We start from the raw sequence: 19487 nt of genomic DNA on the forward strand, positions 1-19487 counted from the left end.
CAACTCACGGGAATCAGGAGCGATGAAGAAAAGCCACCCCATCCGACGCGTCGTGCTCGCCACCGCCGCCACCGTGTCCGGAGTCGTGCTGCTGCTGTCGCTGAAGCCGGCGTCGGATCCGGCCGGCGCGGCCGCGGCACCGCAGCAGACGGCGGGGGCGTCGGCCCAGGGCGGCGCCGCGGCCGCCGGGTCCGGAACGGTCACCGGAAGCGCGGAGCAGACCCAGTACGGGGTCGTGCAGGTGCGGCTGACCGTGAGCAACGGGAAGATCACCCAGGCGGAGACGGTCCAGGCGCCCAAGGGCGGCCGCAGCGACCAGATCACCGCGGACTCGGTGCCCAAGCTGAACCAGGCGGCTGTCGCGGCGCAGAGCGCGCAGATCGACGCGGTGTCCGGGGCGACGTACACGAGCGCCGGCTACAAGAAGTCGTTGCAGTCGGCGCTGGACCAGATGAAGGCGGGCGGTGGCGGTTCCGCGGGCGGCGGTGCGGCCCAGGCGGGCACCTTCACCGGTGGCGCCGTCCAGACGCAGTACGGGCCGGTCCAGGTCCGTATCACCGTCAGCGGCGGAAAGATCACCAAGGCGGAGACCGTCCAGGCGCCCAAGGGCGGCCGCAGCGACCAGATCACCGCGGATTCCGTACCGAAGCTCAACCAGGCGGCCGTGGCGGCCGGCAGCGCGGAGATCGACGCGGTGTCCGGGGCGACCTACACGAGCGCCGGCTACAAGCAGTCGCTGCAGGCGGCGCTGGACCAGGCGAAGGCGGGCGGTGGCGGTTCCGCGGGCGCGGGTGCCGGTTCCGCGGACTCGGGTGCCGGTGCCGGTTCCGGTTCAGGTGCGGCTCAGGCTCGTACGGTGACCGGTGGCGCCGTCCAGACCCAGTACGGGCCGGTCCAGGTGCGCATCACCGTCAGCGGCGGAAAGATCACCAAGGCGGAGACCGTCCAGGCGCCCAAGGGCGGCCGCAGCGACCAGATCACCGCGGATTCCGTACCGAAGCTCAACCAGGCGGCCGTGGCGGCCGGCAGCGCGGAGATCGACGCGGTGTCCGGGGCGACCTACACGAGCGCCGGCTACAAGCAGTCGCTGCAGGCGGCGCTGGACCAGGCCGGTGGCTGACACGGTGGCCGAGTCCGCGGAAGCTCCCGCCGCGGTACGTCATGCGGAGGAGGTCATGGGGACGGTCTTCTCCTTCGACGTCCGCGGCGGGGATCCCGGGGCGGTGAAGGCGGCGCTGGAGGAGGCGGTCGCCGGGCTGCACCGGGTCAACGAGGTGTTCAGCACGTACCGGGACGACAGTCAGGTCTCCCGGCTGGGGCGCGGTGAGCTGACCCTCGAGGAGTGCGATCCCGAGGTCGCCGAGGTGCTGGAGCTGGGCGCCGAGGCGGAGCGGGCGAGCGAGGGCTGGTTCAGCACGTCGTACGAGGGGCGCGTCGACCCGACCGGGATCGTCAAGGGCTGGGCCGCCGAGCGGGCGGCCCGGCGGATCGCCGCGGCGACGGGCGTGAGCGGGGTGAGCGTCAACGGGGGTGGGGACGTTCAGCTGCTGGGTGTGCCCGGGCCGGCGCGGCCGTGGCGGGTGGGGGTGTCGGATCCGTTGCGGCCGGGCGGGCTGGCGGCGGTGATCTCCGCGGCCGGGGCCGACGAACTGGCGGTGGCCACCTCGGGGACGGTCGAGCGGGGCGCGCACATCGTGGACCCGCGCACCGGCAGGTCGGCGGTGACGGACCTGGTCGCCGTGACGGTCGTCGCCCCCAGCCTGACCTGGGCGGACTGCTGGGCCACAGCGGCGTTCGCCATGGGTTCACGGGAGGCGCTGGCCTGGTTGGAGGCCCTGCCGGACGTCGAGGCGCTGCTGATCACGGCCGGCGACGAGGTGCGGTGCACGGACGGCTTGGCGGCACGGCTCGGCTGACCGGCGTCAGCGGTTCAGCGGTCGCCGGGGCGGACGCGGCGACGGCGGTACCGCACGCCGCTCCGGCCAGGCCACCGACCACCACACCGGCGACGTCGCCCCACAGGGCTTTGGCGTCGCCCTGGAAGAGGTGCGCCGTGCCGGTCGTGAGGTCGCCGGCCGGGCCCAGGGCGTCGGCGACTGCGTTGGGGCTGCGGGTGCCCTTCGGGTCGATGCGGTTGACGGGGTCGCCCGCCGCGTAGAGGTAGGGGTTCTTCTTGCCGTTCTCGTCCGCCAAGCCGACCACGCTGCCGATCGCGTCGGTCAGGCAGTAGTGGTGAAGCGGTGCCAGGGGACGTCGCCCTGGCCTTCCAGCACCAGGTTGGTCAGCGAGGCGGCAGGGGCGGAAGGACGTGACGCCACGGGCTTGTTCGGGCCGGCCTTCATGGCCGGCATGGCGAAGTCCGGGCTGTGCGGGCCCCACGTCGAGGTGGGTCTCGTCTCGTCGGCGACCGCGCTCGCGGCCGGCAGCAGACTGACGGCCAGTGCGGCCGCCGTCGCCAGGGCCAGGCCTGGCAGACGGGTCGATCTCGTTCGGGCACGCCGCGACGGCATGCCGAGGGCACGCGTGTGCATGGCTTCCCCCCAGCTTCCCCCCGCAGGAAGACGGACCCCAGCAACCCCAGCGGTCACCGGGCGCCCACAACCTGGCACAGGCAGCCCAAAAAGGTCAGTGCCCGTTCTGAGCCAGCCGCAGCAGATGGTCCGCCAGTGCCTGTCCCCCCACCGGATCCCGGCTGATCAGCAACAGTGTGTCGTCGCCGGCGATCGTGCCCAGGATGTCGTGCAGTTCGGCCTGGTCGATGGCGGAGGCGAGGAACTGGGCCGCGCCCGGCGGGGTGCGCAGGACCACGAGGTTCGCCGAGGCCTCCGCGGAGATCAGCAGCTCCTGGGACAGGCGCCGCATCCGCTCCTCCTTCGCCGACTCCCCCAGCGGCGCGCGGGGCGTACGGAAACCGCCTTCGCTCGGCACCGCGTAGATCAGGTCGCCGTCGGTGTTGCGGATCTTCACCGCGTTCAGCTCGTCCAGATCCCGGGAGAGCGTCGCCTGGGTGACGCTCAGCCCGTCGTCGGACAGCAGCTTCGCCAACTGGCTCTGCGAGCGCACCGGCTGCCGGTTGAGGATGTCCACGATCCGGCGGTGGCGGGCGGTGCGGGTCTGCGGAAGGGCAGGCCCGTTGACCCCGGCCTGCTCATGGTCCTGCGCCTGGCTCATCGTCGTCTCATTCTCCGGATCGTCCGTCCCCGTTCGCTGCCCCGAGGATGCCGGGCAGCGCCCCGAGGAAGGCGTCCACCTCGTCGTCGCCGAGATTCAGCGCCGGCATCAGCCGTACGACGTCGGGAGCGGGCGCGTTCACGAGGAAGCCGGCCTCCTGAGCCGCCTGCTGCACCTGGGGCGCGAGCGGCTCGGTGAGCACGATACCCAGGAGGAGGCCCGCACCCCGGACATAATCGATCAACGGGTGGCCGAGGCCCTCGATTCCGTCCCGCAGCTTCTCGCTCTGCCGCTTGACGTTCTCCAGCAGCCCCTCGTTCTCGATGGTGTCGAGGACGGCGAGCCCGGCGGCGCAGGCGACGGGGTTGCCGCCGAACGTCGTGCCGTGCTGGCCGGGCTGGAGCAGCTCCGCGGCGCGCCCGAAGGCGACCGTCGCCCCGAGGGGCAGCCCGCCGCCGAGGCCCTTGGCGAGGGTGACGACGTCGGGCAGGACGCCCTCGTGCGCCTGGTACTCGAACCAGTGGCCGGTGCGGCCGATGCCGGTCTGCACCTCGTCCAGGACCAGCAGGGAGCCGGTGGAGGCGGTGATCGCGCGGGCCGCCTTGAGGTATCCGGCCGGGGGCACCACGACCCCGTTCTCACCCTGGACCGGCTCGATGATCACCAGAGCCGTCTCCTCGGTGACCGCGGCCGCCAGCGCCTGCGCGTCGCCGTACGGGACGTGCGTGACATCGCCGGGCAGTGGCAGGAACGGGCCCTGCTTGCCGGGCTGGCCGGTCAGCGCGAGGGCGCCCATCGTGCGGCCGTGGAAACCGCCGTGGGTGGCGACCATGTGGGTGCGCCCGGTCAGCCGGCCGATCTTGAAGGCGCCCTCGTTGGCCTCGGCGCCCGAGTTGCAGAAGAAGACCTTGCCGTCGCGGCCGAAGTGCTGCAGGAGCCGTTCGGCGAGCGCGACGGGCGGTTCGGCGATGAAGAGGTTGGAGACGTGGCCGAGGGAGGCGATCTGCCGGCTCACGGCCTCCACGACCGCCGGGTGCGCGTGGCCGAGCGCGTTGACCGCGATGCCGCCGACGAAGTCGACGTACTCCTTGCCCTCGGCGTCCCACAGCCTGCTGCCCTCGCCGCGTACGAGGGGGAGCTTCGGGGTGCCGTAGTTGTTCATGAGCGCGCCCTGCCACCGCTGGGTCAGCTCCTCGTTGGCGGTCATACGGCATCCCCCTCTTCCGCATCCGGCACGACCATCGTGCCGATGCCCTCGTCGGTGAAGATCTCCAGCAGGATCGAGTGCTGGACCCGCCCGTCGATGACCCGGGCGGTCGTCACGCCGCCCCGCACGGCGTGCAGGCAGCCCTCCATCTTCGGGACCATGCCGGAGCTCAACTCCGGCAGCAGCTGCTCCAGTTGGGAAGCGGTGAGGCGGCTGATCACCTCGTCGGAGTTGGGCCAGTCCTCGTAGAGGCCCTCGACGTCCGTGAGGACCATGAGGGTTTCGGCGCCAAGTGCCGCAGCGAGTGCCGCAGCCGCCGTATCAGCATTGACGTTGTAGACATGTCCGTCGTCCTGGGAGCGGGCGATCGACGAGACGACCGGGATGCGGCCGTCGGCGAGCAGGGCCTCGATCACGCCCGTGTCGATCGCGGTGATCTCGCCCACCCGCCCGATGTCGACCAACTCGCCGTCGATCTCGGGCTGGTGCTTGGTGGCGGTGATGGTGTGCGCGTCCTCGCCCGTGAGCCCCACGGCCAGCGGACCGTGCTCGTTGAGCAGGCCGACCAGTTCGCGCTGCACCTGCCCGGCGAGCACCATGCGTACGACGTCCATGGCGTCCTCGGTGGTGACGCGCAGGCCGGCCTTGAACTCGCTGACGATGCCGTGCTGGTCGAGGGCTGCGCTGATCTGCGGGCCGCCGCCGTGCACGACGACGGGCTTGAGGCCGGCGTGGTGCAGGAAGACGACGTCCTGCGCGAAGGCGGCCTTCAGGTCCTCGTCGATCATGGCGTTGCCGCCGAACTTGATGACGACCGTCTTGCCGTTGTGCCGGACCAGCCAGGGCAGTGCCTCGATGAGGATCTGCGCCTTGGGAAGCGCGGTGTGTTTGCGGGTCACGTTGCTCATGACGAGTAGGCGCTGTTCTCGTGGACGTAGTCGGCGGTGAGGTCGTTGGTCCAGATGGTGGCGGCCTCGGAGCCGGCGGCGAGGTCGGCGACGATGTGCACCTCGCGGTAGCGCATGTCGACCTTCTCGCGGTCCTCGCCGACTCCGCCGTTCTTGCACACCCAGACACCGTTGATGGCGACGTTGAGCCGGTCGGGCTCGAAGGCGGCCTTCGTGGTGCCGATCGCGGAGAGCACGCGGCCCCAGTTGGGGTCCTCGCCGTGGATGGCGCACTTGAGGAGGTTGTTGCGGGCGATGGAGCGGCCCACCTCGACGGCGTCGTCCTCGGTCGCGGCGTTGACCACCTCGACCTTGATGTCCTTGCTGGCGCCCTCGGCGTCCCGGATGAGCTGCTGGCCCAGGTCGTCGCAGACGGTCCGTACGGCCTCGGCGAACTCCGCGTACTCCGGGGTGGCCTCGGAGGCGCCGGAGGCGAGCAGCAGCACGGTGTCGTTGGTCGACATGCAGCCGTCGGAGTCCACACGGTCGAAGGTGACCCTGGTGGCGGCGCGCAGCGCCTTGTCCAGGGTCGCGCTGTCGAGGTCGGCGTCGGTGGTGAGGACGACCAGCATGGTGGCGAGGCCGGGGGCGAGCATGCCGGCGCCCTTGGCCATGCCGCCGACGGTCCAGCCGTCCTTGGTGACGACGGACGTCTTGTGGACGGTGTCGGTGGTCTTGATGGCGATGGCGGCCTTCTCGCCGCCGTGCTCGCTCAGGGACTCGGCGGCCGTCTCGACTCCGGGCAGCAGCTTGTCCATGGGCAACAGGACGCCGATGAGGCCCGTGGAGCACACGGCCACGTCGCCGGCACCCACGCCGAGCACGTCCGCGGCCTTCTCGGCGGTCGCGTGCGTGTCCTGGAAGCCCTTCGGTCCGGTACAGGCGTTGGCGCCACCGGAGTTGAGGACGACAGCGGCCAGCTCACCGCTCTTGAGGACCTGCTCCGACCACAGCACCGGCGCGGCCTTGACACGGTTGGAGGTGAAGACGCCCGCGGCGGCGCGGCGGGGCCCGGTGTTGACCACGAGGGCCAGGTCCGGGTTGCCGTTCTCCTTGATTCCGGCGGCGATGCCCGCCGCCGTGAACCCCTTGGCTGCCGTGACGCTCACGGTGCGACTCCGATCGTGGAAAGTCCGGTGGTCTCGTCGAGACCCAGGGCGATGTTCATGCTCTGGACGGCACCGCCCGCGGTGCCCTTGGTCAGGTTGTCGATGGCGCTGATCACGATGATGCGGCCGGCGGCCTCGTCGTACGCGACCTGCACCTGAACGGCGTTGGAACCGTAGACGGACGCCGTCGCGGGCCACTGCCCCTCGGGCAGGAGGTGGACGAACGGTTCGTCGGCGAACGCCTTCTCGTAGGCGGCGCGCAGCGAGTCGCCGGTGACGCCGTCGGTGGCCTTGGCACTGCACGTGGCGAGGATGCCCCGGGGCATCGGCGCGAGGGTCGGCGTGAAGGAGACGGTGACGGGCTCGCCCGCGGCCGCGGAGAGGTTCTGGATCATCTCGGGCGTGTGCCGGTGGCCACCGCCGACGCCGTACGGCGACATGGAGCCCATGACCTCGCTGCCCAGCAGGTGCGGCTTGGGCGCCTTGCCCGCGCCGGAGGTGCCGGAAGCGGCGACGATCACGGCCTCGTGGGCGGCCAGCCCCGCCGCGTACGCCGGGAACAGCGCGAGCGTGGCGGCCGTCGGGTAGCAACCGGGCACCGCGATGCGCCTGGACCCCTCCAGCGCGGCGCGGGCGCCCGGCAGTTCGGGGAGGCCGTAGGGCCAGGTCCCGGCGTGTGCGGAGCCGTAGAACCTCTCCCAGTCGGCCGCGTCCTTCAGCCGGAAGTCGGCGCCCATGTCGACGACGAGGACGTCCGGGCCGAGCTGCTCGGCGACGGCGGCGGACTGTCCGTGGGGCAGCGCGAGGAAGACGACGTCGTGTCCGGCGAGGACCTCGGGCGCGGTCTCCTGGAGCACCCGGTCGGCCAGCGGCAGCAGATGCGGCTGGAGCGCGCCGAGCCTCTGACCGGCGTTGGAATGGCCGGTCAGGGCGCCGATCTCGACCTCGGGGTGCGTCATGAGCAGCCGCAGCAGCTCCCCGCCCGCATATCCACTCGCTCCGGCGACCGCCACACGTACAGCCATGAACCCTCCTCTTGGATGGCATGACTATACGCAGCAATGCACGGTTATGCAATCTTGGGGCGCGCGGGCCGGTGCGACTTTGCGAGATACCGGTGCGACGTTACGAGACAGGTGACGCGCCCGCTCCCGCGGCCCGCACGGCGCTTGCGTTGGGGCCCATGACCGTATGGCTGAACGGCACCCACGGCGCAGGCAAGACGACCAGTGCACTCGTGCAGCAGCTGATCCCGGATTCACGGGTGTTCGACGCCGAGAAGGTCGGCGAGACACTCATGGACATCACGCCGGGGCTGCCCGGGCCCGGGGCGGACAACTTCCAGCACTGGCCGCCGTGGCGGCCGCTCGTCGTCGAGACCGCCCGCCGCGTACTCGACTACACCGGCGGCACCCCGGTGATGCCCATGACCGTCCTGGTCGAGCAGTACTGGCGCGAGATCAGCACGGGCCTCGCCCACCATGCCGTTCCGGTACGGCACTTCGTCCTCCACGCCGACCAGGACACCCTCCGCGGGCGCATCGAGGGGGCCCCTCCCGCCCCCTCCCCGTTCCGGCCCGCCCAGGCCGCCCTGCAGATCGCGGAGGCCGTCAAGAGTTGAGTTCCACCCGCCACCCGGGAAGAAAAAACATTCGGAAAACAACAGGTGAATGGAGAGTCACGGAACAAGGTCTTTCGTTCGTTCCACATTGCTCGCGACGAGCGTGCTTTTCCTCCTGAGAACAGCACCGCGTCGGCGGAAAGCCGGAATGGCACCGAACAGAATCAGGCCCAGCAGTGCGGCAGAACCGACCACCGTGCCCAGCCGTAGACCGGGCGGATGGAACGTGCACGTGAGGCTTGTCGAGGAGCCGTCGAGCGGCATGGCGATCAGCCCGTGGAACTCCCCGGCGGGTACGACCGGAGTGTCCCCCGTGGCGCAGCGCCAGCCGGCGATCCGGGGCGCCGCGACGACGGCGGTCCCCACGCTGCCGGCCGGCAGTTCGGCCCGGACGGTGCCGTCCGACACGGACACCTTCGTGGCGCCGGTGGCCTTGAGCCGTTCGGCGGCGGTGTGCAGCCGGGCGGTGTCCAGGCAGCCGACCGCCCCGTCCGGGACGAAGCCCGTGCGGTCGGGGGACAGCTCGATCAGCAGGCGGCCGGAGACCGGAACCCTGCCGAGCCGCTGCATGGCGGCGATCTTGGTGCCGTGGTCGGACCTGAAGCGTCCGGTCGGGCCGGCCGAGTCACCGGCGACCCGCGCGGTGCCCGAGAAGTACGGCGCCCACAGGTACACCTCGCTGCCGGCCGCGCAGCGGGCCGTGATCGTCGGCTTCCGTGTGTTTCCGGGAGCGGGAGTGCCGATGCGCAGGCCGGGCCGATCGTCGTCGCTGCGGGACGGCTGCCGGCCGGCGCTCGTGCGGACCGTGAGCCGGGGTGTGTCGTACACCCGGGTGCCCAGCAGCAGTTCCTGGTTGCGGTACGGCGACGAGCCGAAGCCGGAGCGGTTCCCGGGCGTGTGAGCGGGGGTGCCGGACGGCCGTACCGTCACCAGGGGCGGCACGTCCTGCCGGGTCACGGTCACCCGGCTGCCGTCCTGCGGGAACCAGTTCTGGTGCGGGTCCGGCGGGGAGTGCACCCGCGCGCCGACGGAGAAGATCACGTCCGTCACGGCGTTGTCCAGGCTCTGGAGGTTGCGGCCCCGCGAGGTCCAGCCGCCCCCGAGGGCGGGCAGCGTACGGCTGAGGACGTCGGAGGTGTGGCTGCTGTAGTACTGGGCGCCCTGGCCGCCCACCAGCATCGGGTCGTTGGCCACGGTCTGTTCCCGGCCCGGGTCGGTACGGTACCGGGGCCAGCCGTCGGCCTGGTCGATCGCCCGCGCCTGGCTCGCCTGCCGCTCCCCCCAGGGCGCATAGTCGTCCATGTGGCCGAACCGCAGCCGGGTGGCCACGGCCGAGGTGGCGGTGGCCTCGCCGAGCTGCGCCCCGAGGAGCAGCGTCACGGCGATCACGGCCGGGGCGGTGAACCGGAGGCCGCCGACGAGCGGCCCGCGGTCCGGGCGGCCGAGCAGGGCCAGCCCGCCCAGCGCGCCCAATGCGGCGAGCAGCAGGATCGGCCAGGCGACGGGGCGCACCAGATCGCTGCGGCTCGCGACCGCGGCGATCAGCGCGAGCAGCGCGCCCGCCGCGCCCAGCGCACGCCGGTCGGGCGGGCCGTACGAGAGCGAGTACCAGGCGGCGATCACCAGCAGCCCGCACAGGACGAAGGTCTGGCGGTACGAGCTGCCCTGGGGGGTGGCGAAGGCGTGCCAGGCCAGCTGGGTCGGCTCCCACTGCATCGACAGCACCATCCCGGCCACGAGCAGCGTCCACGCGGCGCGCACCCGCGAAGGCACCGCCCGTTGGAACGGCAGGGCGAGGGCGAGCAGCAGCGCCGTCGTGCCCACGTACACGCCCGGCGTACCGAACCCGTACGTCGTCGGCAGCAACCGGGCCAGCAAGTCCTCCCCCGCCACCGGGACGAACCCCCGGAAGCGGCCCGGGGAGGCGTGCTCGCTGCCGAAGTACACCACCGCGACCAGCGGTGCGGCCAGGCCCACGCCGAGGGCGACGGTCAGCCCGGCCCGGCCCGCCGCCGCGAGCGCCTGCCGGCGGGAGGGGCGGGCGAGAACGAGCCTGACCAGCAGCACCAGACCGGCGCCGATGGTGGCCATGTACGCCGTGTAGAAGTTGGCGATCCAGGCGAGGGTCACGACCAGCACGCCGAGGACGCGGTTCCGTCCGTGCAGGATCCACTCCCCGACCAGGCACAGCAGCGGCAGGGCGATGAGACCGTCGAGCCACATCGGGTTGTACGCGGCGTCCCCCACGCTCCAGCCGCACAGCGCGTACGAGGCGCCCAGCAGTCCCGCGGCCCACCAGCGGCCCGGGCGCAGGGTGAGCAGCAGCCAGGCCATGACGGCGCCCGCGGTCGCCGTCTTCAGCACGGTGATCACATACACCGCGAGGTCGATCTCGTCCCGCGGGAACACCGCCACGAGCAGGGCGAACGGGCTGGTGACGTAGGTGCCGAGGTCGGGGAGGAAGCCGGCGCCGTACCCGGACTGCCAGTTGACGAGGAGTCCGCCGTCGGCCCTTCCGTGGAGGAGGTCCCACAGGTGGGCGTGGAAGGGCACGTACTGGTTGCCCAGGTCGTTGACGCTCCGGGTGCGCGGGCCGAAGGGGTAGCTGCGGGCGACGGCGTCGGCGGCGCAGAACACGATGACGGTGACGGCCGCCGCCAGCAGGGCCGCCAAGCGCCGAGCAATGCCACTTCCGCGTAATGCGGATGTGGGCAGGGTCGGGCTGGGCATTTTCGGGAGTCCCCCCGTCCGTGGTCGATTTCGCCGACTTAGACGAGCATTTCTTCCGGACGGTTGTGCCGCCCCCGGAAAGTGACGGGAGGAATTCCGAATTCGCGCGAGGAGTGTTAAATGGGGTGGCCGTTTTCAGTCGGCGATCATGCGGTTGCCGAACCATGCCGTCCGGTCGGTGGCCCGCTCCCGCTGGCGGCGCACGACGTACCGTCCGGGCGCGATTCCGGTGCCGCCGTGCTCGGGGTGGATGAGGTAGGCGACGGCCGAGGTCTCGAGCATGCCGAGAGCGAGCCGCACGGTGTCGCGCACGTCGGTGGTCCAGCGGCAGGTGCCCGGATCGGCGACGAGCGTGTGCGGGTTGCCGCCGGCCGCGCTGCGCAACAGCTCGATCCCGGCGGCGGGCACGTCCTGCCAGCGGGCGTCCGCGTGGTCGTCCATGCTGTGCTCGACGTACGCGTACGGGACGACGATCAGATCGCCCTGGGCCTGGAGGCCGTCGACGACGGGGATGGTGACCTGGCGCTCGAGATGGTCGAGGACGTCGAGGCCGGTGCGGGCGGTCAGCTCGGACAGGGTCATGGTCATGGGTGTCACCTCAGGGGTCGGGAAGCATGGGTCGGAAGGTCCGGGGTCGCGTGCGGCGGCATGAGCGCGCCGAGGCCCCGCGTCAGGTCCGGCGGACGAGCCGTGCGTAGTGCTCGCCGGACAGGCCGTACGTCCAGCCGGCGGCCGCCACCGGGTCGTCGAAGTACGGCGGCACGCTCAGGCCGTAGCGGCGCTGGGTGCCGTCGGGCTCGACGGAGCCGTTGACGACGAGCAGGAGGCGCGCGGGGCGGCCCCACAGTTCACGGGGTACGTCGTAGAGGTGCAGGGCCGAGCCGGAGTTGCCGGGGTCCGGGGCCGTGGCGACGTGGCCGAGGCGGGCCTGCTCGATGTAGGCGCCCCAGCCGATGCGTTCGATGGCGCTGCGGCGCACCTCGACGTTGCGCTCGGCGTGGATGCGTTCGACGGTGGGGGCGTTGATCACCCAGGCCGGGACGTGCGTGCCGTGCAGGGCGTGGACCCCGGAGTCGTCGGCGAAGCGGACGGCCGGGCCGTCGTCGCGGTGCAGCCGGCGTTCGCCGGCGAGGGCGCCTGGCAGGGGCTCGGTGTGGATCTCGACGGGCCGCTCCGCCATGACGCACCGGCCCCGGCCCGGCCACCACCAGCCCGTGGCACGGGCGAGCCGGCCCAGCAGGCGGAGCAGGTCGGTGTCCCGGCGGTCGTAGACCTCCAGGCCGGTGCGGGCGTAGACGTCGTAGTGGGCGATCCAGTGGGCGTCGTGCTGGCCGTACCAGGTGGTGCCGTCGAGACCGGGGGTCGTGGGCAGGAACTCGGAGCGGACGGGGGCCCGTACGCAGTCGTGCAGGGTGGTGCGCAGCGCGTCGTGGACGAGGGAGCTCACCACGGACCGCAGCGGGACGCCGGCGGCGAGAGCCGCTTCGGGTTCCATGGTGAGTGGTTGCCGCCACGAGAGCGCCGTCACACCGCGGCCGATACGGGCGTCGAGGCGGTCGCGCGTCTCGTGCACGAGCGAGGCCAGTCGCGCGGCGAGGGACAACTTCCTTGGCTGCGGGTGCAGTTCGGTGCCCCTCAGCCGCAGGGGCGGGAAGGTGACGTGGTCGTCGAGGACGAGCGACAGCGCCGCGGTGGGCGAGGGCACCCAGGTGAACTCGGGCGCCGGTTCGTCGATCAGTCGGTACAGGGCGGTGACGGCGGCTTCGGCGTCGGCGCGGTCGGCCGGGCCCGTGGCCAGCCCGTGCGCTCGCCACTCGGCACTCAGGGAACGGGCCAGTGCGATGCGGTCTGCTCCCCCTCGGGGAGAGGTAGCGGGGCTCACCGGAGGACTTCGAGGTCCGCCTTTCGGATCATCATGGGTCGGATGATGACAGGAACTTCAAGGACGGGCAACCGAGTTGTCGAGCATCCGGCGGTGGTGACGCCGGGCGGGCGTGGGGAATGGTCACCCACGCCCGCCCGGCGGGTCCGGCTACCTCTGCTTGATGCGCAGGAAGGTGATCGAGTTCGCCGGGAAGGTGTACGTGAACTTGTCGGCGACCCCGGTGAGGGTCGAGGAGACGGGCGCGACCGGTGTCTCGGTCTCGCTGTTCACGGCGCCCGGCGCTGCGGCCAGCGTGGTCACCCTGGCCTTGGAGGAGACTTTGGCGCCGCCCAGGTCGATCGCGGTACGGGCCGCCGAGTCCTGCGCGTTGACGACCTTGACGATCAGCTCACCGGTCTTGGCGTCGCGCGTGACGACCTGGCGGAACGGCTCGGCCGGCTTGTCGTCGGTGAAGCTGCCCCACTCCTGGCCGTCGAGGTAGAGGGTCACCTGACGGCCGCGCACCTTGATGTCGATGTCGTAGGCACGGCCAGTCTCTACGCTCCCCGCCTTGGAGAGCAGCGTCGACTTGCCGCCGTCCACGGCCTGCTCGACGGCGGACTGGGTGTTGTTCCAGCCGCCCAGGTTCCACCAGTAGTAGTTGCCGGTGTCCTTGACGCCGAAGGCGACGAGGAAGCCCTCCTTGCCGGACTTCTTGGTGGCCTTCACGTGCACGTCGTAGTCGCGCCAGTTCACGTCACCGGCCGAGACCATGGTGTTCTCGGCGGCCGCGTCGCTCTGCACGTACTGCCCGTCCTGCACGCTCCAGCTGCCGCCACCGGTGTGGGTCCACTGCGAGGCGTCACCGGAGAAGTCGTCGCCGAGCAGCGTCCCGCCGTCCGCGTCCGTGACCTTCACGTCGTCGTACGCGGCGCTGGTCGCCCAGGTGGAGAGGCCGACGGCGCCCGTGATCGGTCCCTGCAGCGACGGTGTCCCGGTGGCCGTCGAGGGCACCACCCGGCTGCCGGTGTTGTTCATGAACAGCTTCTGGACCTCGTAGTTGGCGGAGTTCCAGGAGGCGTGGTTGTTGAACCACACCAGGTCCGGGCGCCACTGCACATAGTCCTCGTTGGCGAACAGCGGGGCGTAGGAGGCGAGCTTGACGACGTCCGCGTTGCGTTCCAGGCCGGTCATGAACGCGGCTTCGGAGAGGCCGTTCTTGAAGGCGTTGCCCTGGGACGCGTACTCGCCGAGGAAGACCTTGGGGCCGCTGCGGTCGTAGGAGTCGTAGCGGTTGTTGTTCTGCAGGAACCACTGCGGGCTGTTGTAGTAGTGCTCGTCGACCATGGCGACGTCGGCGTCCCGGTTGAGCTGCCAGGCCGTGTCGAAGGTCGAACCCGCGTCGTCCGGGCCGGAGTTGGAGATGACGGTGATGTTCGGGTACTTGGCCTCGATGGCCGCCCGGAACTGCTTGAAGCGCGCGAAGAACTCGTTGGGCAGGTTCTCCTCGTTGCCGACCTCGATGTGCGTGAGGTGGAACGGCTTGGGGTGGCCCATCTGGGCGCGCTTCTTGCCCCATGTCGACGTCACCGGGCCGTTGGCGAACTCGATGAGGTCGAGGGTGTCCTGGATGTGCCGCTTGAGCAGCGCGTCGTCGACAACGGCCTTGTTCTGGCCGCAGCCGGTCACCAGCGCCGGGACGACGGGCAGCGGCATCGCGCCGATGTCCTCGGAGAGACGGAAGTACTCGTAGTAGCCGAGGCCGTAACTCTGGTTGTAGCCCCAGAAGTTGGAGTTGGTGGCGCGCTGCTCGACCGGTCCGATCGTGTCCTTCCACTGGTAGGACCGGGCGCGCTGCCAGCCGGAGGCCTCGCTGTAGTCCTGCATGGAGCCGGTGTTGACCAGGCAGCCGCCAGGGAAGCGCACGAAGCCCGGGTGCAGGGCGGCGACCTTCTCGGCGAGGTCCTTGCGCAGGCCGTTGGGCTCGTTCCTGTAGGTGTCGCGGGGGAACAGCGACACCATGTCGAGGGCGGTCGCGGCGGAGGAGGCCACGGTCAGACGGCCGTTGCTGCTGGTGCGGGTGGCGGTGAAGGTCGCCTTGTACTTCGCCCAGCCGCCCGCGCGCACGGCCACCGGGCGGGCCGCGGCCAGCGTGCCGTCGGCGTCCTGCAACGAGACCGTCAGGGTCGTGCCGCTCGCGGCGCGCGCCCACACGGAGAAGTCGTACTTCTTGCCCTGCTCGACATGGATGCCGGTGTTGTAGCCCGCGTTCGTGACGGACGAGGCGGCACCCAGGGAGAGGTAGGTGCGGTTGCGGTCGCCCAGGCGGCCGTCGTCGTTCACGACCTGCGCGGTGCCGTCGACCGCCCAGGAGGTCAGCGGGGTGTACGACTTGTTGTCGACGGTGGAGTACTCGAAGGACCGGTTCTGCACGAGCTCGGCGTACAGACCGCCGTCGGCGGCGCGGTTGATGTCCTCGAAGAAGACGCCGTACATCGTGTTGTCGATCTTCGCGCCCTTGGCGGTGGGGTCGACGTTGATGGCGTAGTCGGTGACGGAGTCGGCGTGCGCGGGGACCGGGACGAGTGCGGTGGCCGCCAGGACGGCGGTGGCGGTGAGACCTAGTCTCCAGCGGGTGGTGGGGGTGGTGCTGCGTGACATGGATACTCCGCGGCTCAGTGATATCGCTGTATGTCGCTGTTCGAAATATCGGACCTTGATCAGCACTTCGAACGGCAAGATAGGGAGGGGGCAGGAATGCGTCAATGGGTCGCGCAACAACGGATGCGACGGAGGGTGGTACGAGATGGGCGAATTCTGGCCAGTACCCGACGTCCTGACCTATCTCGCCGGGAGGTGGCGGGTGGCACGGTCGGTGCGGGATCTCGCAGGCGGGGACGGGGGCCGCTTCGACGGGACCACGGGTTTCGGCCCACTCGCCGAAGGGGGTCTGCTGCACCGGGAAGCCGGCACGTTCGTCTGGCAGGGCGTGGCCCGCCCCGCCGAGCGGACCCTGCGCTTCCTGCCGGGCCCGACGCCCGGCACGGCGGACGTCCGCTTCGCCGACGGGCGGCCCTTCCACGACCTGGACCTGACGTCCGGGCGGCACGTCGCCGACCACCCTTGCGCGGCCGACCTCTACCGGGGCGAGTTCATCGTCCTGGACGCGGACCACTGGCGGTCGGTCTGGCGGGTGGGCGGGCCCGCGAAGGACCTCGTCCTGACCACCGACTACGCGCGCGAGGGCTGAGTGGACGCCCCGTCGAAACGGAGGTACCAGCGGCCCGCCCGGCCCGTGACGGTGGTCGTCGACAGCGGGCGGACGTCGATGTTCCAGTACGACGACGGCGGCGCCTTGAGGGCGTACACCAGGGCGGCCCGGATCACCGCGGGCTCGGCCACGGCGACGATGCGGCCGCCGTCCTCGAGGGGCCGGGTGTCGAGCCAGCCACCGACCCGGGCGATGAAGGCCAGCAGCGACTCGCCGCCGTGCGGGGTGGCGCGCGGGTCGGCGAGCCAGGCGTCCACCGCCGCCGGCTCCCGGGCCATCGCCTCGCCGAGGGTCAGCCCGCGCCAGCGGCCCATGTCGCAGTCCCGCAGAGCCGGTTGCCCGAGCGGGGCGTAACCGAGGGCGTCCCCGGTGGCGCGACTGCGTGGTGTCGGCGAGCAGTAGCGCAACTCGGCGACCGCGAGGAGCAGCAGGCCACCGGCGGCATGCTGCACCTCGTCCCAGCCGGCCTGGTCCAACGGCCGGTCGTCCTCGAAACGCTCCGCGAGCAGCGGGGCGCTGCGCGCGGCGGCGACGAACGTGACGCGAAGCGACATGCGGCGATGGTGAGCCGCCGAAGTGCGCAGGTCAAGAGGCGTTACCAGCGAGTTGCTCAGGGTGCGCCAAACCTTGCCGAAATGTCAGGACGGGCCCGGGCAAGTCACTCGAAAACGAGCGCCATCCACTGGTCGGGGCGCTCCAACGACCGGAAGCCGACCTTCTCGTACACCCCATGCGCGTCGTGCGTGGCGAGCAGGATGCGCCGCAGCCCGTACGGGAGCAGGTGCGCGCGCACCGCCTCGACCATGGCCGTCCCGATCCGCTTGCCCCGCACGGACGGATCCACGTAGACGTCGCACAGCCACGCGAAGGTGGCCTGATCCGTCACCACTCGCGCATAGGCGACCTGCTCCCCCGAAGCCGTGTCGAACACGCCGAAGTTGAGCGACCCGGCGATCGCCCGCTCCTGCTTCTCCCGCGCCCGCCCGATCGCCCAGTACGCGTCGGTCGACAGCCAGCGATGCACCCGCTCGAGGTCGATGCGCTCGGGGTCGGTGGAGATCTCGTAGCCGTCGGCGAGGCCCGGGGTATCTGTCATGGCGGGATCCTCACAGCGGCGATGCCTCATGTCGAACGGTTTCCGGGGAGCACCTCGTCGCAGGCGGTACGCAGCCGTCGTACGCCCTCAGCGATCTCCCCCGTCCCCGCGACCGCCGCGAAGCTCAGGCGGACGTGTCCAGCCGGCGGTTCGGCGCTGAAGTAGGGGCGGCCGGGGTTGATCGCGACGCCGGCGCGGAGGGCGGCGGCCGTGAGGGCGACCTCGTCCGTGCCGTCGGGCAGGCGCAGCCAGAGGTGGTAGCCGCCGGACGGGATGTGCGGAAGGGCGAGTTCGGGGAGGTCCAGGCTCAGGGCGGTCGTCAGGGCGTCGCGCCGCGCCTTCAACTCGGTGGCCAGCGCCCGGAGGTGGCGGGACCAGGCCGGGGAGCCGACCAGTTCGAGTGCCGCCTCCTGGAGGGGGCGGGGGACGAAGAAGGTGTCGACGACCTGGATGGCGCGCAGCCGTTCCAGCACGGGACCGCGCGCGGCCAGGGCGCTCACCCGGAAGCTGGGCGAGGTCGCCTTGGTCAGCGAGCCGACGTGCACGACGACTCCGTCGGGGTCGTCGGCGGCGAGCGGACGCGGCAGCTGCCCGGCGTCCTCGTGCACGAGCCGTCGTACGAAGTCGTCCTCGACGACGAACGCGCCCGCCTCCCGCGCGATCCGCAGCACCTCGCCGCGCCGCTCGGGGGCGAGGACGGCGCCCGTCGGGTTCTGGAAGAGCGGCTGGCAGACGAAGACCCGGGCGCCGGTCGCCCGGAACGCGTCGGCGAGCAGCGCGGGCCGCACGCCGTCCGCGTCGACCGGCACGGGCACCGGGCGCAGTCCCGCCGCCCGGGCGATCGCCAGCATGCCGGGGTACGTGGGCGACTCCACGAGGACGGGCGCGCCGGGCGGCGCCACCGCCCTGAGCGCCGTCGTCAGGGCCGACTGCCCGCCCGCGGTGACCAGCACCTCAGCCGCGGTCACCGCGCCGCCGATGCCGCGCGCGAACCACTCGCGCAGCTCCGGCAGCCCCTCCAGCGGCGGCCGCCCCCAGGCGCCGGGCCGCCGCCCCGCCCGCGCCAGAGCCGCGGACATGGCCCGCTCGGGCTGCAACGAGGGGTGCAGATAGCCGCCGTTGAACTCCAGGACCCCGGGCGGCGGGGCCGCGAGCGAGACCGTCACCCCGGAGGCGTCCACGGTGCGCGGCACGAGGTCGGCAATGCCGTCCGCGCTGAGCGCGACCTCCTGCCAGGAGGTGTCCCCGGCGGGAGCGCTCGCCGCCCGGGGCCGCGCCCGGAACGCGCCGGCGCCCGGCCGCGTGACCACCAGCCCCTCGGCGACCAGCTGCGCGAGGGCCCGCGACACGGTCACCGGACTGACCCGGAACCGCTCGACCAGGGACCGGCTCGACGGGAGCTTTCCACCAGGAGAGTAGCGGTCGAGCTCTCGCCGCAACTGATCCGCCAGCTCACCCACACTGCTACGCTCTTGCATGAAACAGCAGAGTAGCGCTACTGCCCCGCCCCGGATAGCAGTCACCACCCCGAGCACCACTGCGGGGGCCGCCCCGCGCGACCGCCGCGGCCTCGGCACCCTTCAGGCCGGGCTCGGGGTTGTCGCCTTCTCGCTCACCTTTCCGGCCACCGCATGGGGTCTGGAGGGGTTCGGGCCCTGGGCGCTGGTCGCCGTGCGCAGCGTCCTCGCGGCGCTGATCGCGGGCGTCTGCCTGCTGGCTCGGCGGGTGCCGCCGCCCGCACGCCGGCACTGGCCCGGGCTCGCGGTCGTCGCCGGCGGAGTGGTTGTGGGCTTCCCGCTGCTGTCGACGCTCGCCCTGGAGACCTCGACCACCGCCCATGCCGCCGTCGTGGTCGGCCTGCTGCCCCTGACGACCGCCGTCTTCTCCGCGCTGCGCGTCGGCACCCGGCCCTCCCGCACCTTCTGGGCGGCCGCGCTCGCGGGCGCGGCCGCGGTGCTCGCGTTCACCGTGCAGCAGAGCGGCGGCGCCCTCACCAGCGCCGACCTGTACCTGTTCGCCGCCCTGCTGGTGTGCGCGGCCGGCTACACCGAGGGCGGCCGACTGGCCCGGGTCATGCCGGGCTGGCAGGTGATCGGCTGGGCGCTGGTGCTGTGCCTGCCGCTGGCCGTGCCCGCCGCCGCGCTCGCGCTGGCACACCAGCCCGCGCAGCTCACCGCGCACAGCGTGGCCGGGGTGCTGTGGGTGGCGGCGGGCTCGCAGTTCCTCGGGCTGGTCGTCTGGTACCGGGGCATGGCGGCCATCGGCATCCCGAAGGCCAGCCAGTTGCAGTTGGCCCAGCCGCTGCTCACACTGGTGTGGTCGGTGCTGCTGCTGGGCGAGCACCTGACAGCGGCCGCCCCCCTGACGGCCGCTGCCGTACTGGTCTGCATTGCGGTCACCCAGCGGGCGCGGGGTTGAGCGGGCCGCACGGTCCCCTCTCCGCCGGCGCCCTCCGCCGTAGACTCAAAGCC

19 protein-coding genes are annotated in these 19487 nt (G+C 71.9%); 5 read left to right on the forward strand and 14 right to left on the reverse strand.

The features are described 5' to 3' along the window. Positions 1-22: 22 nt before the first annotated feature. On the forward strand, positions 23-1120 hold the full coding sequence (locus ACFYWX_RS20830) for an FMN-binding protein (RefSeq protein WP_389425530.1): 1098 nt from the start codon (positions 23-25) through the stop codon (positions 1118-1120). After that, positions 1113-1916 (forward strand): FAD:protein FMN transferase, encoded by an 804-nt coding sequence (locus ACFYWX_RS20835; protein ID WP_389425531.1) that lies wholly within the window; start codon positions 1113-1115, stop codon positions 1914-1916. The genes ACFYWX_RS20830 and ACFYWX_RS20835 overlap by 8 nt, the downstream gene beginning before the upstream one ends. Here ACFYWX_RS20835 and ACFYWX_RS20840 read toward each other — a convergent pair. The 7 genes from ACFYWX_RS20840 to argC form a co-directional block, all read right to left on the reverse strand. Beyond that, a complete protein-coding gene (locus ACFYWX_RS20840) occupies positions 1861-2193 on the reverse strand; it encodes a hypothetical protein (protein ID WP_389425532.1) in 333 nt (110 codons plus the stop codon). The two genes, ACFYWX_RS20835 and ACFYWX_RS20840, sit on opposite strands and share 56 nt — an antisense overlap. A gap of 26 nt (positions 2194-2219) precedes the next feature. Further along, complete coding sequence (locus tag ACFYWX_RS20845; RefSeq protein WP_389425533.1) at positions 2220-2531, reverse strand: hypothetical protein; 312 nt, start codon at positions 2529-2531, stop codon at positions 2220-2222. A gap of 94 nt (positions 2532-2625) precedes the next feature. Then, positions 2626-3171, reverse strand: coding sequence for an arginine repressor (locus tag ACFYWX_RS20850; protein WP_389425534.1), 546 nt, complete (start codon positions 3169-3171; stop codon positions 2626-2628). Positions 3172-3178: 7 nt separating this feature from the next. Next, positions 3179-4378: an acetylornithine transaminase gene (locus ACFYWX_RS20855; protein WP_389425535.1), complete on the reverse strand. Its 1200-nt coding sequence runs from the start codon at positions 4376-4378 to the stop codon at positions 3179-3181. Continuing rightward, entirely contained in the window at positions 4375-5286 is a 912-nt protein-coding gene (argB, locus tag ACFYWX_RS20860; protein WP_389425536.1) for an acetylglutamate kinase, read from the reverse strand. Before argB ends, ACFYWX_RS20855 begins: the two co-directional genes overlap by 4 nt. Further along, the gene (argJ, locus tag ACFYWX_RS20865) at positions 5283-6434 is read right to left on the reverse strand and encodes a bifunctional glutamate N-acetyltransferase/amino-acid acetyltransferase ArgJ (protein ID WP_389425537.1); all 1152 of its coding nucleotides are present in this window, start codon (positions 6432-6434) and stop codon (positions 5283-5285) included. The genes argB and argJ overlap by 4 nt, the downstream gene beginning before the upstream one ends. Continuing rightward, positions 6431-7459, reverse strand: a complete 1029-nt coding sequence (gene argC / locus ACFYWX_RS20870; RefSeq protein ID WP_389425538.1) for an N-acetyl-gamma-glutamyl-phosphate reductase — start codon at positions 7457-7459, stop codon at positions 6431-6433. The genes argJ and argC overlap by 4 nt, the downstream gene beginning before the upstream one ends. 158 nt (positions 7460-7617) lie before the next feature. Between argC and ACFYWX_RS20875 the strand changes: the two genes are divergently transcribed. Then, positions 7618-8055 (forward strand): ATP-binding protein, encoded by a 438-nt coding sequence (locus ACFYWX_RS20875; protein ID WP_389425539.1) that lies wholly within the window; start codon positions 7618-7620, stop codon positions 8053-8055. A 57-nt stretch (positions 8056-8112) separates the two neighbouring features. Here ACFYWX_RS20875 and ACFYWX_RS20880 read toward each other — a convergent pair whose 3' ends face one another. The 4 genes from ACFYWX_RS20880 to ACFYWX_RS20895 form a co-directional block, all read right to left on the reverse strand. After that, on the reverse strand, positions 8113-10785 hold the full coding sequence (locus ACFYWX_RS20880) for a YfhO family protein (RefSeq protein WP_389425540.1): 2673 nt from the start codon (positions 10783-10785) through the stop codon (positions 8113-8115). A gap of 135 nt (positions 10786-10920) precedes the next feature. Beyond that, the gene (locus ACFYWX_RS20885; protein ID WP_389425541.1) at positions 10921-11373 is read right to left on the reverse strand and encodes a hypothetical protein; all 453 of its coding nucleotides are present in this window, start codon (positions 11371-11373) and stop codon (positions 10921-10923) included. 82 nt (positions 11374-11455) lie between these two features. Continuing rightward, complete coding sequence (locus ACFYWX_RS20890; RefSeq protein ID WP_389425542.1) at positions 11456-12667, reverse strand: DUF6745 domain-containing protein; 1212 nt, start codon at positions 12665-12667, stop codon at positions 11456-11458. A gap of 150 nt (positions 12668-12817) precedes the next feature. Beyond that, positions 12818-15310 (reverse strand): alpha-L-arabinofuranosidase C-terminal domain-containing protein, encoded by a 2493-nt coding sequence (locus ACFYWX_RS20895; RefSeq protein ID WP_389425543.1) that lies wholly within the window; start codon positions 15308-15310, stop codon positions 12818-12820. A gap of 145 nt (positions 15311-15455) precedes the next feature. Here ACFYWX_RS20895 and ACFYWX_RS20900 point away from each other — a divergent pair, with 145 nt between their 5' ends. Beyond that, on the forward strand, positions 15456-15899 hold the full coding sequence (locus ACFYWX_RS20900) for a DUF6314 family protein (protein ID WP_389425544.1): 444 nt from the start codon (positions 15456-15458) through the stop codon (positions 15897-15899). On the opposite strand, the gene ACFYWX_RS20905 is transcribed toward ACFYWX_RS20900, so the two are convergent. From ACFYWX_RS20905 to ACFYWX_RS20915, 3 genes are all read right to left on the reverse strand, one after another. After that, complete coding sequence (locus tag ACFYWX_RS20905) at positions 15881-16474, reverse strand: histidine phosphatase family protein (RefSeq protein WP_389425545.1); 594 nt, start codon at positions 16472-16474, stop codon at positions 15881-15883. The genes ACFYWX_RS20900 and ACFYWX_RS20905 overlap by 19 nt on opposite strands. Positions 16475-16578: 104 nt before the next feature. Continuing rightward, positions 16579-17016: a GNAT family N-acetyltransferase gene (locus ACFYWX_RS20910; RefSeq protein WP_389425546.1), complete on the reverse strand. Its 438-nt coding sequence runs from the start codon at positions 17014-17016 to the stop codon at positions 16579-16581. 26 nt (positions 17017-17042) lie between these two features. Next, positions 17043-18494: a PLP-dependent aminotransferase family protein gene (locus tag ACFYWX_RS20915; protein WP_389425547.1), complete on the reverse strand. Its 1452-nt coding sequence runs from the start codon at positions 18492-18494 to the stop codon at positions 17043-17045. On the opposite strand from ACFYWX_RS20915, the gene ACFYWX_RS20920 reads away from it, so the two are divergent. Then, on the forward strand, positions 18493-19434 hold the full coding sequence (locus tag ACFYWX_RS20920; RefSeq protein ID WP_389425548.1) for a DMT family transporter: 942 nt from the start codon (positions 18493-18495) through the stop codon (positions 19432-19434). The two genes, ACFYWX_RS20915 and ACFYWX_RS20920, sit on opposite strands and share 2 nt — an antisense overlap. Positions 19435-19487 lie beyond the last annotated feature (53 nt).

The sequence above is a fragment of the Streptomyces sp. NPDC002888 genome (genome assembly GCF_042888465.1).
In the GTDB taxonomy this organism is placed as follows: domain Bacteria; phylum Actinomycetota; class Actinomycetes; order Streptomycetales; family Streptomycetaceae; genus Streptomyces.

Excerpts from the sequence above, each read along its gene's own strand:
- ACFYWX_RS20855 (WP_389425535.1), bottom strand. The coding sequence starts at position 4,378 with ATGACCGCCAACGAGGAGCTGACCCAGCGGTGGCAGGGCGCGCTCATG.
- ACFYWX_RS20830 (WP_389425530.1), top strand. The coding sequence starts at position 23 with ATGAAGAAAAGCCACCCCATCCGACGCGTCGTGCTCGCCACCGCCGCC.
- ACFYWX_RS20875 (WP_389425539.1), top strand. The coding sequence starts at position 7,618 with ATGACCGTATGGCTGAACGGCACCCACGGCGCAGGCAAGACGACCAGT.
- ACFYWX_RS20905 (WP_389425545.1), bottom strand. The coding sequence starts at position 16,474 with ATGTCGCTTCGCGTCACGTTCGTCGCCGCCGCGCGCAGCGCCCCGCTG.
- ACFYWX_RS20880 (WP_389425540.1), bottom strand. The coding sequence starts at position 10,785 with ATGCCCAGCCCGACCCTGCCCACATCCGCATTACGCGGAAGTGGCATT.
- ACFYWX_RS20920 (WP_389425548.1), top strand. The coding sequence starts at position 18,493 with ATGAAACAGCAGAGTAGCGCTACTGCCCCGCCCCGGATAGCAGTCACC.
- ACFYWX_RS20845 (WP_389425533.1), bottom strand. The coding sequence starts at position 2,531 with ATGCACACGCGTGCCCTCGGCATGCCGTCGCGGCGTGCCCGAACGAGA.
- argC (WP_389425538.1), bottom strand. The coding sequence starts at position 7,459 with ATGGCTGTACGTGTGGCGGTCGCCGGAGCGAGTGGATATGCGGGCGGG.
- ACFYWX_RS20910 (WP_389425546.1), bottom strand. The coding sequence starts at position 17,016 with ATGACAGATACCCCGGGCCTCGCCGACGGCTACGAGATCTCCACCGAC.
- argB (WP_389425536.1), bottom strand. The coding sequence starts at position 5,286 with ATGAGCAACGTGACCCGCAAACACACCGCGCTTCCCAAGGCGCAGATC.
- ACFYWX_RS20900 (WP_389425544.1), top strand. The coding sequence starts at position 15,456 with ATGGGCGAATTCTGGCCAGTACCCGACGTCCTGACCTATCTCGCCGGG.
- ACFYWX_RS20915 (WP_389425547.1), bottom strand. The coding sequence starts at position 18,494 with ATGCAAGAGCGTAGCAGTGTGGGTGAGCTGGCGGATCAGTTGCGGCGA.
- ACFYWX_RS20885 (WP_389425541.1), bottom strand. The coding sequence starts at position 11,373 with ATGACCATGACCCTGTCCGAGCTGACCGCCCGCACCGGCCTCGACGTC.
- ACFYWX_RS20895 (WP_389425543.1), bottom strand. The coding sequence starts at position 15,310 with ATGTCACGCAGCACCACCCCCACCACCCGCTGGAGACTAGGTCTCACC.
- ACFYWX_RS20850 (WP_389425534.1), bottom strand. The coding sequence starts at position 3,171 with ATGAGCCAGGCGCAGGACCATGAGCAGGCCGGGGTCAACGGGCCTGCC.